Here is a 15,974-nt window from a genome sequence, read left to right as displayed (position 1 = left end):
ATTATGAAAATTGATCATATTATTCCATCTATTGATATTTCCACTGGTGGCCCAGCAAGAAGTGTGACACACTTAGTAAAAAGTTTATGTAAAACAGATGATAGTTTAAATATTTGGCTACACACAGGTAAAAGTGAAAATCCTATTATTTCAAACTTTCACGTTGAAAATGTAAATCTTAAGTTTTATGACTTTTACAAAAGTGGTAGATTTAAGGGATTTAATAAGGCATTATCTTTAGAACAAACGGATTTGTTTCATGGTCATGGTGTATGGCAATTACCTGTACATCAAATGGCGAGTTATACTCAAAAGCATAAGGTTCCTTATATTATCACACCAAGAGGTATGCTTGAGCCGTGGTCACTAAATCAAAGTAAGCTTAAAAAACAAATTGCATTGAGACTGTTTCAAAGTAAAGATTTGAGATTAGCATCGTGCATTCATGCTACTGCTAAATCTGAAGCTGATAACGTTAGAGCATTAGGTTACAAAAATCCAATAGCAATAATTCCGAATGGTATAAACTTAGAAGAGTTTCCTATATACAACAAGCAAATAGCAGAAAAACGAAAAGTATTATTTTTGTCTAGAATTCATGTCAAAAAAGGGATTGAATTATTAATTGAAGCTTGGAAAGAATTAGATGTTTTAATTACTAAAGGATGGGAGGTTGAAATTGTAGGAAATGGAGACCAAACCTATATTGATAGTTTAAAGTCTTTAATTATTTCATTAAAATTAGAGAACTCCATAACGATTTCAAAACCAGTTTTTGGCGATGAAAAACTTAAAAAATACCAAGAAGCTAATGTATTTGTTTTACCAACTTATAGTGAAAATTTTGGAATTGTAGTTGCAGAGGCTTTGGCATCTAAAGTACCGGTAATAACAACAAAAGGAACTCCATGGGAAGAGTTAAATACTCATAATTGTGGACAATGGATTGATATCGGAAAAGATCCTTTAAAAGAAGCCTTAAAAGAGATGTTAACTACATCTCAAGAAGAATTGCAAGAAATGGGTGAGAATGGAAGGCAATTGATAGAAAAAACTTACAGTATGGAAGCAGTAGCAGAACAGATGCTGCAATTATATCAATGGTTATTGACAAAAAAAGATAAACCAGAATTTGTAGATGTTTTATGACAACAGTAGATTTGTCTGAATTTAAGAGTGAATTATAACGAAAGAACCAAATAGCTCATTTTATTTGGAATATGTTTTGTTCAATTTTTTCAAAACCATTGCCTAAAATTATTGGTGATAATAAATGGAAAATATTTGGGTCTAAAACAGACAATAAAACTATTGTGTGTTTTAGATTGAAAATTTTTAAGTCATGGTATTTAGAAATGGATGCATAATATTCTTTTAACCTTGCAAATAAATTGTGTAATTTTGGACGATAGAGATCTTAAATCGAGGATTGCGTCAACCTGAAATCTCAGACTAAATTTAACATTAAAATGAAAACTAATATTTTACTTTTAGGATCTAATAGTTTTGCTGCAACCGGATTATTGCAAAAATTAACTCTCGATGGTTTTAATGTTGACATTTTTGCACGAGGTAAAGAAGGACGATCTGAAAATATTGTATCTGGGGACATTATGGATTTAAGTGCTAACAAGTATTTAAATACTAGCTATGATATAATAATTAATTTCATCCTTATTAAGGATTCCGATGTTACAGAGAACATTTGTTTTGCAAAAGAATTAATAATGTGTTGTGAAAATAAAAAAGTGAATCATTTAATTCATATTTCATCAATTAGTGTTTATCCAAATAATTTAGAATATGTTAACGAAGAATCACTGATTGAAGCAGATTATAATTCAAAAGGAGTATATGCAGCAAAAAAAGTAGCAGTGGATAATTATTTAACTTCTACTTCAAATAAAAATCTGCATATTTCATATGTTCGTCCGGGATTTATATTAAGTAATGATAGAAAACCACCTCTAACTGGGATATTGAAAAGACTCCCATTAAATTTTGGTTTGCTTTTGGGTAATAAAAAAACAACACTACCAGTAGTTGAAAGGGAAATATTTCAAAAGTCTATAATTAAAATTTTAAATTTAGATCAACATGTGGAAGTGCATTTAATTTTAAACAATAGCACTAAATATAAGTTTATAAAAAAAGCATATAATTATCGTATAATAACGCTCCCTAAAAGATTTATTTTAGTGTTGGCAAATGTAAGCCTTAGAATTGGCATTTTTAGCAAAAAACAAGTTGTTCAGATTAGTGGGCTGTTCAAAACAACAGTATTCGACCCAAGCAAGACAGAAACAAATTTAAAGATTAGATTTTAATTATGAAAATAGCTGTATTTGGGGCAGGTGCATATGGATGCTATACAATTGATGCTCTGATAAAAAAATTTCCTGAAGCTCAAATAACCTTATTTGATGTTGGCAATTCTCATATAAAATCAGAAAAAGAGATTGGTTACTTGACAAATATGTTAAGCACTTATTATTCTGGTTTGGAAAAGGGACGTTTCTTTGGATTAGGAGGAGCAACTTCAAGGTGGGGTGGGCAACTTTTAACGTTTACTAAAAATGATTTTAAAAATCCAACACCATTTTTATCAGATATTGTTAAACTAAACGTCAAGTATCAGGAAATAATATTTAAAAAATTCGGGATACATTCTGAATTTAAAGAGACAAAAATAACAAATAATTTATTTATAAAGAAAGGTGTTTGGTTAAGCTATTTTAATAGAAACTTATTTAAGTATTTTAAAATAAATAAAAGAAAAAATGTAGTCATTAAAAGTAATAGCAGGGTTACTAAACTAATACTTAACAACAATAAAGCTGTTACAAGAGTTATATACAAGCAGGGAAACATTGAAAAAGAGGACTCTTTCGATTTTTATTTTTTAACTACAGGTGCCTTTGAAAGTAATCGTATTCTCTTGAATTCCGGATTGACTGATATGGATGAACTTCCTTTTTCGGATCATTTATCACAGAAGGTATTCAAAATAAAAGATTCAACAATTATACAGGGAGAAGATTTTGCATTTAAAGTTAATGGGTCGTCATTGATAACAAAACGCATTATTGGAGAAATTGATGGAATTTCTTTTTTTTCCAATCCTATTTTTAATTCCGAATTTTCGTTTTTTCAAGATTTAAAAAAGGTTCTTTTTAAAAGGAAATTGAGCTTTAAAATCATTAAAAATATAATATTAGAATTACCGAGTTGTTTGCAATTTATTTATTGTATGCTTGTTAAAAAGAAGATATATGTGCACAAAAATGAATGGTATCTTTATATTGATATTGAAAATCCAATAAATAAAAGTTTTATAAGTTTAAGTAAAAATCAGGACAAATTTGAAGAAAAAGGATTAGATGTTAGCTTTTTTATTGATGAGAATGCCGTAGATATTTTTGAAAAGGCAAAAGAAATGATTAAAGATTACCTTATCAAAAATGAAATAAACTTTGAAGAATGTGTTAGTACTATTCAGGTAGAAAAGAGTGAAGATACTTATCATCCTTTTGGTATCATGAGTAGCTTTAACTCGATGGATGAGTTTTATAATCAGTATGAAAATTTCTGTTTTTTCAATACAGGTATTCTGCCAAGGGCAGGGGGTATAAATACCACTGCGTCCGTTTTTCCTTTGATCGAAGAATTTATCAATAATTATATGGAATGAAATTATCTTTAAAAAATAAATTATTAAGAATTTTTTGGAATATTATTTGGCAATGCTTTTTTCGGCCGTTTTCTACGAAATTGTTTAATCCTTGGCGTCTATTCCTTTTGCGCTTGTTTGGTGCTAAAGTTCATCGTAAATCTGGTGTATATGCCTCATGTAAGGTTTGGGCTCCATGGAATTTAGAGTTAGAAGAAAATGCTTGGTTAGGACCTCATGTTAATGTTTATAATGTTGCTTTAATTAGGCTAGGTATAAACGCTACTGTTTCTCAATATACATACCTTTGTTCTGCTTCGCATGATATTTATAGTTATGAACATACATTAATAGCAAAACCTATTATAATACAGCGGCAAGCTTGGGTTGGAGCCTCTGCATTTATAGGTATGGGAGTTACTATAGGTAAAGGAGCCGTTGTGGGCGCAACGGCATCTGTTTATAAGAATGTAGAACCGTGGACAATTGTTGGTGGTAATCCGGCTAAATTTATTAAAGAAAGAAAATTAAATGGATAATAAAATACCAATATCAGTCATTGTTTCTGTTAAAAATGAAGAGTTGAATCTTCCTGATTGTTTAGATAAACTTAAGTCGTTTTCCGAAGTAATTGTAGTTGATTCCATGAGTACTGATAAAACTCCGGAAATTGTGAATTCTTATAATTATCAGTTGGTTAACTTTAATTGGGATGGTAAATTCCCTAAAAAACGGAATTGGACGTTAAGAAACGTGGAGTTGAAAAATGATTGGTTACTATTTTTAGATGCAGATGAAATACTTACCCAAAGTTTTATAGATGAAATTAAAACAATTATTACCAATACTACTCATAATTCGTTTTGGTTAAATTATAATAATTTTTTTATGGGAAAGGAGCTGAAGCATGGTGATAAAATGAAAAAGCTCGCGCTTTTTAAGAAAGGCTATGGTGAATATGAAAAGATAGAAGAAGACAGTTGGTCTAATCTAGATATGGAAATCCATGAGCATCCCATAATTGAAGGATCTGCAGGAACTATAGTAAGTCCTATTATTCATAATGATTACAAAGGGTTAGAACATTATATATCAAAACATAATGCTTATTCTTCTTGGGAAGCTAAGCGATACTTGTCTTTACAATCTAATAATTTGGACAATTTTACGAAGCGACAAAAGATTAAATATACATTGATAAATACTGGTTTATTGCCTTTTATTTATTTTTTCTATTCGTATTTTATAAAACTAGGTATATTTGACGGAAAATCAGGTTATTATTTAGCGAAGTATAAAGCAAACTACTTTTTTCAAATACAAACAAAAATTAAAGAATTAAAAACGAAGTAATGAAAAAAATATTAATTACAGGAGGTGCAGGTTTTGTAGGATCACATTTATGTGAACGCTTACTAAACGAGGGTAATGAGGTCATCTGTTTAGATAACTACTTTACGGGTTCTAAGAATAATATTGAACACCTTATGGATCATCATTATTTTGAATTAGTTCGACACGATATTATTAACCCTTACATGATAGAGGTTGATGAAATTTATAACTTAGCCTGTCCAGCATCACCGGTACATTATCAGTACAACCCCATAAAAACAATAAAGACGTCAGTAATGGGCGCTATTAATATGTTAGGTTTAGCTAAACGTGTTGGGGCAAGGATATTACAAGCATCTACTAGTGAGGTCTACGGAGATCCTAATGTGCATCCACAAACTGAAAATTATTGGGGACATGTAAATCCAATTGGATTGCGTTCTTGTTATGACGAAGGGAAACGTTGTGCAGAAACGTTATTTATGGATTATCAGAACCAGAATCAAGTAGATATTAAAATTATACGAATTTTTAATACGTATGGCCCAAGAATGCACCCTCAAGACGGTAGGGTTGTATCTAATTTTATAGTTCAAGCCCTTAAAGGAGATGATATTACAATTTACGGTGATGGTAAGCAAACCCGAAGTTTTCAATATGTCGATGATTTAGTAGAAGGAGCAGTGCGCATGATGAACAGTCGCGACGGATTTTCAGGCCCTGTGAATGTTGGTAACCCAATAGAATTTACGATGTTAGAATTGGCTCAAGAAGTTATTGATTTAACAAAGTCAAAATCTAAAATCACTTTTATGCCTTTACCACAAGATGATCCTATGCAGAGACAACCTGATATTAGCTTAGCTAAAAAAGAACTGAATGGTTGGGAGCCTAAAATAAATTTACGTGAAGGTTTAGGGCATACCATTAAGTATTTTGACGACTTATTAAAATCTTAAAAATAAAAAAGCACACTAAGACTATGGTATTGTCATGAGATAGTATACTAATCTTATGTTGTTTATAAGATTTAATGTTAAAATATTATTTGTTTTGGCTATGCTTTTTTAGTATATTGTAATGTTTGATTAGGTTCAGCTATCGGTTCTATCAACTAATTTTACACCTCTATATTAATGGTTTTAAAAGTTTGATATTTTAAATTAGTTTGGTAATAAAAAAAACTGAGATTGACTGTTAGTTCATAATTGAATAAGTATTAAATGAAAGTTTCCATAATTACAGCAACATACAATAGTGCTGAAACCATAAATGTTTGTTTGAGTTCTGTTTTGAATCAGTCCTATAATAATATTGAGTATATTATAGTTGACGGAGGCTCAAGTGATTCTACTATTTCAGTTATTGAGAAAGAAGTTGAGAGAAACGCAAACATTATTTTTAAATCAGAGCCAGATAAAGGTATTTATGATGCTTTAAATAAAGGGGTTCAGAGAGCCACTGGAGATATCGTTGGCTTTGTACATTCGGATGATTTTCTTGCGGATTCAACTATTATAGCTAAGATCGTAGATAAATTTAACTCAGAAAAAGTGGATGGTGTTTATGGAGATTTACACTATGTAGCTTTTGATAATACGGATAAGATTATTCGTAATTGGGTCAGTGAACCGTTTAATAAAAAGTTATTGAAAAAAGGCTGGATGCCTGCACATCCCACTTTGTTTTTGAAAAAACAGATTTATGACACGTACGGATCATTCAGCCTAAATTATAAAATAGCAGCAGATTATGATTTTATTTTAAGGATTTTTAAACAAGAGAGATTAACGTTTTTCTATTTAAATGAAACAATCATTAAAATGAGAGTTGGAGGAGTAAGTAACAATAGTCTAAAGAATATTATTCAAAAAACTAAGGAAGATTTAAAGGCCTTAAAAAGTAATAATATTGGTGGTTTTGGAGTTGTTTTATTTAAAAATATTTCAAAAATTAAACAATTTATCCCTAAAAATTAAGGTTTAATTAATCTTAACAATTAAACAATATAGGTTTGTGATTTTTATTGCAAATTTAAATTTAGAATACTAAGTATATGGTAAAAGAACTACTTGACAATTTTAACCCTATTAATTATATTGGGTGGTTAGCTTTAGTTGCTGCTTTTATATCAATGGTTGTATCCGCGACAAGCTACCCTGCAATTCTTAATGTGGCCAAAGCAAAGAATTTATTAGCGACTTCAGATTCTAGAAGTAGTCATTCCGGAAGTGTACCAAATTTAGGTGGTATAGGTATTTATCTTAGTATCGTTGTTGCAATTACATTTATAGGTGCTTTACTAGATACAAAATCGTTGTTATTGATCTTGGGAAGTATAACATTACTCTTTTTTCTAGGATTGAAAGATGATATTCTTGTGTTGTCCCCACTTAAAAAATTTACAGGTCAACTACTCGCCGCATCATTATTAATAATTTTTACAGACACACGTATATTAGGTTTATCAGGGATATTAGGAATAACGATTTTACCATATTGGCTATCTGTAATATTCACATTATTTGTTTATGTTTTAATTATCAATGCCTTTAATTTAATAGACGGAGTAGATGGTTTAGCAGGCTCATTAGCTTTGATGGCAAGTATTGCTTTTGGTTACGTGTTTTATAGATATGAAGATATTAGTATGGTGGTCTTGGCAGCGTCTTTATGTGGTGCTCTTATTCCGTTTTTGTTTTTGAATTTTTCTAAACGAAACAAGATGTTTATGGGCGATACAGGCTCAATGATTATAGGGTTTATAATTGGTGTATTTGCTGTACGATTTATTGGTGATTCTGAAGGAGTAAATTCTAGTAGTTATAATAGTTCATCTCCTATATTAGTTTTAGCATTCTTGTTTTTTCCGTTGTTAGATACGTTAAGAATCTTTTTTATTCGCTTAGTGATTCATAGGAAAAGTCCTTTTGCAGCAGATAAAAACCATTTACACCATCGTTTTTTGTCTTTAGGGTTTTCTCATAAGCAAACTACAGCGGTTATTGTCTTTGTCAATAGTATGCTAATTTTTTCTACATATTGCTTTCGAAACTTCGAGATTCATATTCAATTGTGTATACTATTAACTATAGGTACTAGTCTATACTCTCTTTATTTTATTTATGATTGGTTAAAGACAATCAATAAAAATAAAACACGATAATTCTGATTAATCGCGTTGTAAATTAATCCTTTGTGGATAGTTTTATTGCCCTTATATTTGTTCGAATATTAAATGATTTATAATAATGATTAAATTGAAACCGATTTTCATTTTAATGTGCTGTTTATTTGCGTGTTCCTGTGTTAGTAAGAAGGAGATTTTATATTTACAAGATGCAGAGGCTTTTGCAGAAAAGGATATTACTTATACAAACTCTAAAATTCAGCCTAATGATGTATTAAGTGTTGATATTGGGGCACTTATACCAGCTTCAACTATTCCTTATAATAAAGGAGGAAATAGTTCATCAGGATCTAGTAGTGTAGAGATATTACAATTACAAGGATATTTAGTATCTGAAGAACTAACCATTAATTTCCCTGTATTAGGTATTCTTAGTGTCAAAGATAAAACGACTCAAGAGTTTGCATTATACTTAAAGAATCTTTTGGAAACAGGTGGTCATCTCAAAGCACCAACAGTAGATGTGCGTTTGTTAAATGCGAAAGTGACTATTTTGGGTGAAGTCAAATCTCCAGGTACTTTTAATTTTACGGAACAAAATATTACGCTACTACAGGCTTTAGGCTATGCTGGCGACTTAACAATTAATGGAAAACGGGATGATATATTGGTGATGCGTGATGAACTAGGTATCCGACAGATCTCACATATTGATTTAACCTCTGCAGAATGGCTAGAGAGTCCTTATTACTTTATTAAACCTAATGATGTGATTGTTATCAATCAAAATGATCCAAAAGTAAAAACTGCTGGCTATATTCCTAGTCTTACAGCCCTTTTAGGTGTAATGACCGTAAGTTTATCATTAGTTCTTTTACTAACAAATTAAATCAGTATTCAATTTGGAATTGTCAGCGATAAAAAAACAACAGGATCAGGGTGAAACTATAAAAACACAAATTCGAAAATATTTACGTTATTGGATTTGGTTTGTCTTGGGAGTTATATTAGCGTTTATTGGAGCATATCTTTATCTGCGTTACACACCTAAAGTGTATAAATCTAGTGCTAAGATTAAAATTTTAAATAAGACTAAGGGTCTAGAGCTACCTTCTGAAGCTTTTATATTTAACCGTTCTAATATTAACCTAGAAAACGAAATTGAGGTTATAAAATCGTATAGAATCATGGAGCAAGTCGTTGATAGACTTGGTTTAGATAAACGATTTTATGAAGAGGGTAATGTCTTAACAACGGAGATAGATCGCTTGCCTTTTCAATTATTGCTAAATGATAATCAGAATGAAAAATTAAATGCGAAATCTTATTTGATTAGTATAAACACGGATGCCTTTGAAGTTGTCGCAGGAAATCAAGCAGACGTTTTGGTTTTTCCTAATTTTGATACTAAACTAACTAGTCACAATCTACCTTTTGAATTAAGTATGTTAGATCGCTCTAAAGTATCGAAGCTACAAGGTAAAACTTTTAAGGTGATTTTAGGTTCTGCTAAAGTTATGACGAGTGGTTTAAAAAACTCTATTGGTATTAATATGCTTGGTGCTAGTGATTTGCTTGAGTTAACTTATGCAAGTCAAAGTATCGCTAAAAATGAGCGTATTTTAAATACATTAATTGAAGTTTTTAATGAGGATGGTATCAACGACCGTCAAGACATTTCTAGACGAACCATAGACTTCATTGACAAACGTTTTTTATTATTAGCCGAGGAGTTAGACTCTATTGAAACAGGTATTAGTGATTTTAAACGAAAAAGTAACCTGGTTACGGTAGAATCTGACGCTGCCTTAGGATTAAGTCAAAGAACACTTTCTGAAAATGAGCTTTTCAGTGTTGAAAGCCAAATAATTTTATCCGATTTATTAGATGAGGATATAACCAATCCAAATAATGATTCAGATTTATTGCCTTCTAACATAGGTCTAACAAATACGAGTGTTAATGAATTAGTTAATACTTATAATACTCTCGTTTTTGAACGTGATAATTTAATCGCAAGCGCAGGTGAAAATAATCCAGCTGTGATTATTTTAAACCAAAAGCTTAAAGATTTAAAAGCTAATATTTATATGTCAATCACATCATATAAACTACAACTACAAGCTTCGAAGAAGCAATTGATGGGTAAAAACAGCAAATATGCGAGTAAAGTATATAGTTTGCCTGCTAAAGAAAAAATTATACTTGAGATAAAACGACAACAAGAAATTAAGCAAACCTTGTATTTGTTCTTACTTCAAAAACGAGAGGAAGCAGCAATTAATTTAGCCATTACTGAACCTTCTATAAAAGTAGTTGAAGACGCCATTTCTTCAGGAATACCAATATCCCCGAATTCCAAAAATATTTATATTATGGCTGTTTTAGCGGGGCTTTTGATTCCTTTTGGAATTATTTACGCAATCAACCTCTTAGATACGAAAGTAAGAGGTCGAGAAGATATTGTAGAGATAAACTCTCAAATTCCTGTAGTAGGTGAATTACCTAAAGTAAAGCAAGAAGATCTTGTTTTTAGTGATCCTGATGATAATTCTATACAGTCTGAAGCTTTTCGGATTTTAAGCTCAAATGTAGATTATATATTACCTGTTAAAGAAGGAAAAAAAGGGAAGGTGATTTATTGTACCTCTACGATTAAGGGAGAAGGAAAAACATATGTTAGCCTAAATTTATCGCTAGCATTGTCAAGTATAAATAGAAAAGTATTATTGATTGGTGCAGATTTAAGAAATCCACAAATCCATACACACATAGCTGAAGATAAACATAAACCAGGATTATCTAATTATTTACATGACGTTAACTATAACTGGAAAGATTCTATAATAAAAGGTTTTGATAAACATCCTAATCACGATATTATTCTATCAGGAAGTATTCCTCCAAATCCAGCACATTTATTAACCAATGGCCGTTTTGAGAAGCTAATTGAAGAAGCGAAACTTGAATACGATTATGTTATAGTGGATACTGCACCAACGATATTGGTAACAGACACCATGCTTATATCTCAATTAGCTGATGCTACTATTTACTTAGTAAGAGCTAATTATACTGAAAAGAATTTATTAAATTTCTCTAAAGGTCTGTTTGAGTCTGGTAAGTTGAAAAACGTAGCTTATGTTCTTAATAGTGTAGATACTCAGAAATCATATGGCTATGGTTATAATTATGGTTATAATTATGGTTATGGAAGTAAAGCTTAAGAAAAATCTTTATGCACCTATTAAGTGACATTTATCATACTTTCTAATAGTTTTATAAGGTACTTTTAGTAGTGAATTATAAAACTAGAAGTCATGAAAGATTTAGCACTAATATCTACAATAATGTCAACTAATATTATCGCTTTAAATAGAGATGATGATTTGGAAACGGCAGAGCTATTATTTAAAAGATACAAGATTAGACATATTCCTGTTGTTAAAGAGGAGGTTGTTATTGGGATGTTAAGTTATACAGATTTGTTAAGAATTAGCTTTGCAGATGCCGTAGATGAAACCGAAACTGATATTGAAACCTTAGTATATAATATGTTTACTATCGATCAGGTAATGGCAAAGAATGTAGTTACAGTGCCATCTGATTCAACAATAAAAGAAGTGGCCCAAATATTAGCAACTAAAGAGTTTCATGCATTACCTGTTGTAGACAATGGATTATTGGTAGGCATTGTTACCACCACAGATTTAATAAATTACTTATTAAAACAATTGTAGCAACTAATTCTAAGATTAAAATAAGTTGCTACAATTAAAGTTGTAAGTGTTTTTACATCACTCTATATCTTTATGTAATATACTTTTTGACTTCTAGTTTCTTAAGAATTAGCAATATTTTTTAAGGTTTTAATTGTTTCTGTAGGATTATCACTTTTAAAAACATGGCTTCCAGCGACAAAAGTATCCGCTCCGGCTTCAACTAGTTTTTTTATGTTTTTATCAGTAACTCCTCCATCGATTTCAATTCGCGTATCTAATCCTTGTTCGTCTATCATCTTTCTTAGTTTTTTTACGCGTTTATAAGTGATATCTTCAAATTTTTGTCCACCAAAACCAGGGTTTATAGACATCAATAAAATCATATAACATTCCGGAAGAATATCTTCTAACACGTTAAGAGGTGTTGAAATATTAAGAACAACGCCTGCTTTGCAACCTGCATCCTTAATTTGTCTTAGTGTGCGATGTAAATGCACTGTAGATTCATAATGCACTGTAATGATATCGGCACCCACTTTTGCAAATTCTTCGATATAGCGCTCTGGCTTTTCAATCATTAAATGAACATCTAAAGGTTTTGTTGCATGTTTTTTGATCGCAGCAATTACAGGCATACCATATGATATATTAGGAACAAAATGACCATCCATAACATCAATATGAAACCAATCGGCATCACTATTATTAACCATTTCTGTATCACGTTGAAGATTGCCAAAATCGGCAGCGAGCATTGAAGGAGCAATTAATTTTGAAGCCATAGGTAATTTTGATTTAATAATATATTTATGAAATTAAAGTTCTTTATTTAATAAGTCCTGAACTAAATTCTCGATGATCTTAAAATTGTCAGAACCATCATTTTTATTTAAATATTCTTGAAACCCATATAAGGCATCTAAACTACTTATTGTTGCGTATCCTAATCCAAAATCTGCAAATGAATACTTATCAATTTCAGTATTTAAAAGCTCTTTAATGTTGCCATGCCTTGAGTCTCTTTTGATAGATTGATAAAGTGTATTTACAATTGTACATTCTCCTTCCAATATTTGAAAAAAAGTAGTATCTCTATAAATTAAAATGCCTTTAATCTCTTGCTTATTATTGTTTTGCCTTGTGTTGTAAAACAAAGACTCAATATCAATAATTGTATTTCCGGAATTGGATTTACTTTTATAGCAAATAGTTTTAAGCATTTCGTAGTTCTTTTTACAAAGAAAGGGAATAGTTTATGATCTCTTGTTAATTTTTTTTAAAAAGTGAACCCACGGTAATCAGCCGTGGGTTCTTTCATCAATCAAAAAACGAACAGTTATGTTGTAACTGTTGTTACCTTTATCAGGTTAGTCGTTAAAGGTACAAATTACTAACGTGATTATGTCTTTATTTTTATCATTTAGGTTTCACTTCGAGTAGGGAAATCAGTTTCAAATAAGCTAATTTGTTACCTAATCATAGTTAACATTAACCTAAATATGTCTTTAATATTTTACTCCTAGAGGTATGTTTTAATCGTCTAATAGCTTTTTCTTTTATTTGTCTTACACGTTCACGCGTTAAATCGAATGTTTCACCAATCTCCTCAAGTGTCATTGGATGCTCGCTGGCTAATCCAAAATATAAACGGATAACATCTGCTTCACGAGGCGTTAACGTTTCTAATGCGCGCTCAATCTCTGTTCTCAATGATTCATGTAATAAATCACGATCAGGATTTGGAGATTCACCACTTCTTAAAACATCATACAGGTTTGAATCTTCACCTTCAACAAGAGGTGCATCCATACTGACGTGACGTCCAGAGTTTTTCAAAGACTCCTTAACATCGTTAATAGTCATATCCAATTCTTTTGCGATTTCTTCAGGTGAAGGTGGTCGCTCATGGCTTTGCTCTAAAAATGCAAATGTCTTATTAATTTTATTAATAGAACCAATCTTGTTTAAGGGTAAACGAACAATACGAGATTGTTCAGCTAATGCTTGTAATATAGATTGTCTAATCCACCATACAGCATAAGAAATAAATTTAAAACCACGTGTTTCATCAAAACGTTGTCCAGCTTTTATTAAACCTAAGTTACCTTCATTAATTAAATCTGGTAACGTTAAGCCCTGGTTTTGATATTGTTTTGCAACGGATACCACAAAACGTAAATTAGCCTTTGTTAGCTCTTCTAGTGCTCGTTGATCACCTGCTTTAATACGTTGTGCTAGTTCTACCTCTTCATCTGCGGTTATAAGATCTACCTTACCAATTTCTTGTAAATATTTATCTAAGGAGGCAGTTTCCCTATTGGTAACCTGCTTGGTAATTTTAAGCTGTCTCATTTGATTTTAAGATTTGTACAATTTATTTACAACAACGTGTTGCTTATATTATACGTTCAAAAGCAATTAAATGTTACACAATAATAGTAATATTTTTAAATCTTTAATAGTTTAATAGTACCAAGATTTATATCATCTATGGTTTCATTTGTAAATTTATAATGACCACGTGTGGTAATTAAACGAAATCTAAAAGATTTTATCTGACTCAATGTATTTAAAAACAACCATTTTGATTTTAGTAATCGTGGTTTATGTGACTTTAGACTTAAATCAAAAACATGCTTCCGCCCTTCTTTTTCCGCAACAATGTCTGGTGTTACATTGATGTCGCTACCTTTTTTGTGATAAGATTTTGGAGATTCATAACCTTCAATATCTGCTTTGATGTTAGAGTAACCTAAATTTTCGAGATAGGAAATGGACTGATTCAACTCTTCTTCGTACTTCTCTTTGTCTTGTGTTATCATAGCAAATAATATAACGATTTATGTTGAGAAACTAAAGGATTTTAGGATAAATATTTGACAGATAGCTTATTGAGGTTTTAGACTCTCACTTGTCCATCACCATAAACATAGTATTTATTGGTTACCAATTGATTTAAGCCTAAAGGACCGCGATGATGTAGTTTATCTGTACTAATTGCTAACTCAGCTCCAACTCCCATTTGACCTCCATCTGTAAATCTTGTTGAAGCATTATGATAAACTGCAGCACTGTCTACGTTATGCATAAACTGCATGGCTTCATCAGTTTGTTCTGTTATAATGGCTGCAGAATGTTTTCCTGAATAGGTGTTGATAAGGCTAATAGCTTCTTCTACAGAGTTAACTTCACCTATTAATAATTTTAGTGCTAAAAATTCTTCGTACCAAATATCATTGTTTGAAACGGTTTCTTTATGTTTTAAAATGCCCGAAACTTTATTATCTACTATAATTTCTACCTCATGTTGTTCTAGTTTCTCTTGAAGCATTTTTAATTTAATTTCATACTCAGGAAGATTTTTATTGATTAACACTTTATCTAAAGCATTACATCCTGAAATTTTATCTGTTTTTGCATTGATAATTACATTTACAGCTTTACTCCAATCGGCGTGGTCGGAAACATATAAAAAGTTGTTTCCACGTCCACTAACAAGTACAGCACATGTTGCATGTGTTTTTACAAAGTTAATTAGTCGTTCTCCGCCTCGAGGCACAATAAGATCTAATGGTTCTGTTGGGTTTTTAAGAAAATCTTGGGTTTCTTCACGTTTTAAGTGAAGTAGTTTAATCCACTCTTTAGACAGTCTGTTTTCTTCTAAGGCTTCATGCCAGCATTGTTCCAAAATAAGATTACTGTTCAAGGCTTCTTTTCCACCTTTTAATAAAATTTTATTGTTGGCTTTAAATGCTAATACCGCAGCTTCAATAGTTACATCTGGTCGCGATTCATATATAATAAGAATGGTGCCAAATGGAGCAGTGGTATTTACAATATTTAAACCATTTTTTAAGGTACGATTTGTTATTTCTTGTCCAACAGGATCGTTTTGATGCATTACAGCTTTTACGGCTGCAATCATCTCATCTATTTTTTTATCATTTACAATTAAACGATCATAAAGCGCTTGGTCTTCTTTTTGAAAAGCTTCTAAATCTTTTTTATTCGCTTCAATAATGGAATCTCTTTCACGACCTAAAATCGTTATCATTGATTTTAGAACCTTGTTTTTTATGCTTGTTTGTAATAATTTCATTGTATGATTTTTTAAGTT

16 protein-coding genes are annotated in these 15,974 nt (G+C 30.9%); 11 read left to right on the top strand and 5 right to left on the bottom strand.

The window, feature by feature from the left end; genetic code table 11:
* Positions 1-3: 3 nt before the first annotated feature.
* From HM981_RS02210 to HM981_RS02160, 11 genes are all read left to right on the top strand, one after another.
* Positions 4-1,149, top strand: a complete 1,146-nt coding sequence (locus HM981_RS02210) for a glycosyltransferase (RefSeq protein WP_179336953.1) — start codon at positions 4-6, stop codon at positions 1,147-1,149.
* Between the two features lie 320 nt (positions 1,150-1,469).
* Complete coding sequence (locus HM981_RS02205) at positions 1,470-2,327, top strand: NAD-dependent epimerase/dehydratase family protein (protein WP_179336952.1); 858 nt, start codon at positions 1,470-1,472, stop codon at positions 2,325-2,327.
* 2 nt (positions 2,328-2,329) lie between these two features.
* Entirely contained in the window at positions 2,330-3,691 is a 1,362-nt protein-coding gene (locus HM981_RS02200; RefSeq protein WP_179336951.1) for a hypothetical protein, read from the top strand.
* Positions 3,688-4,209: a putative colanic acid biosynthesis acetyltransferase gene (locus HM981_RS02195; RefSeq protein WP_179336950.1), complete on the top strand. Its 522-nt coding sequence runs from the start codon at positions 3,688-3,690 to the stop codon at positions 4,207-4,209. The genes HM981_RS02200 and HM981_RS02195 overlap by 4 nt, the downstream gene beginning before the upstream one ends.
* On the top strand, positions 4,202-5,023 hold the full coding sequence (locus tag HM981_RS02190) for a glycosyltransferase family 2 protein (RefSeq protein ID WP_179336949.1): 822 nt from the start codon (positions 4,202-4,204) through the stop codon (positions 5,021-5,023). Before HM981_RS02195 ends, HM981_RS02190 begins: the two co-directional genes overlap by 8 nt.
* Positions 5,023-5,964, top strand: coding sequence for a UDP-glucuronic acid decarboxylase family protein (locus HM981_RS02185; RefSeq protein WP_179336948.1), 942 nt, complete (start codon positions 5,023-5,025; stop codon positions 5,962-5,964). Before HM981_RS02190 ends, HM981_RS02185 begins: the two co-directional genes overlap by 1 nt.
* A gap of 264 nt (positions 5,965-6,228) precedes the next feature.
* Positions 6,229-6,984, top strand: a complete 756-nt coding sequence (locus tag HM981_RS02180; RefSeq protein ID WP_179336947.1) for a glycosyltransferase family 2 protein — start codon at positions 6,229-6,231, stop codon at positions 6,982-6,984.
* A gap of 77 nt (positions 6,985-7,061) precedes the next feature.
* A complete protein-coding gene (locus HM981_RS02175) occupies positions 7,062-8,171 on the top strand; it encodes an MraY family glycosyltransferase (RefSeq protein ID WP_179336946.1) in 1,110 nt (369 codons plus the stop codon).
* 115 nt (positions 8,172-8,286) lie between these two features.
* Positions 8,287-9,024, top strand: coding sequence for a polysaccharide biosynthesis/export family protein (locus tag HM981_RS02170; RefSeq protein WP_246286091.1), 738 nt, complete (start codon positions 8,287-8,289; stop codon positions 9,022-9,024).
* A 106-nt stretch (positions 9,025-9,130) separates the two neighbouring features.
* On the top strand, positions 9,131-11,362 hold the full coding sequence (locus HM981_RS02165) for a GumC family protein (RefSeq protein WP_179336945.1): 2,232 nt from the start codon (positions 9,131-9,133) through the stop codon (positions 11,360-11,362).
* Positions 11,363-11,455: 93 nt separating this feature from the next.
* Positions 11,456-11,875, top strand: a complete 420-nt coding sequence (locus HM981_RS02160) for a CBS domain-containing protein (protein WP_179336944.1) — start codon at positions 11,456-11,458, stop codon at positions 11,873-11,875.
* Positions 11,876-11,976: 101 nt separating this feature from the next.
* Here the strand turns inward: HM981_RS02160 and rpe are convergent, their stop codons facing one another.
* From rpe to HM981_RS02135, 5 genes are all read right to left on the bottom strand, one after another.
* Complete coding sequence (gene rpe, locus HM981_RS02155) at positions 11,977-12,639, bottom strand: ribulose-phosphate 3-epimerase (RefSeq protein ID WP_179336943.1); 663 nt, start codon at positions 12,637-12,639, stop codon at positions 11,977-11,979.
* Between the two features lie 33 nt (positions 12,640-12,672).
* Entirely contained in the window at positions 12,673-13,077 is a 405-nt protein-coding gene (locus HM981_RS02150) for a BLUF domain-containing protein (protein WP_179336942.1), read from the bottom strand.
* Between the two features lie 268 nt (positions 13,078-13,345).
* Complete coding sequence (locus HM981_RS02145; RefSeq protein ID WP_179336941.1) at positions 13,346-14,209, bottom strand: sigma-70 family RNA polymerase sigma factor; 864 nt, start codon at positions 14,207-14,209, stop codon at positions 13,346-13,348.
* 95 nt (positions 14,210-14,304) lie between these two features.
* The gene (locus tag HM981_RS02140; protein ID WP_179336940.1) at positions 14,305-14,679 is read right to left on the bottom strand and encodes a hypothetical protein; all 375 of its coding nucleotides are present in this window, start codon (positions 14,677-14,679) and stop codon (positions 14,305-14,307) included.
* A gap of 77 nt (positions 14,680-14,756) precedes the next feature.
* Positions 14,757-15,956 (bottom strand): glutamate-5-semialdehyde dehydrogenase, encoded by a 1,200-nt coding sequence (locus HM981_RS02135; RefSeq protein WP_179336939.1) that lies wholly within the window; start codon positions 15,954-15,956, stop codon positions 14,757-14,759.
* Positions 15,957-15,974: the final 18 nt, after the last annotated feature.

It is taken from the genome of Winogradskyella ludwigii, assembly GCF_013403985.1.
In the GTDB taxonomy this organism is placed as follows: domain Bacteria; phylum Bacteroidota; class Bacteroidia; order Flavobacteriales; family Flavobacteriaceae; genus Winogradskyella; species Winogradskyella ludwigii.
This window is presented reverse-complemented; position numbering and strand designations above follow the sequence as displayed.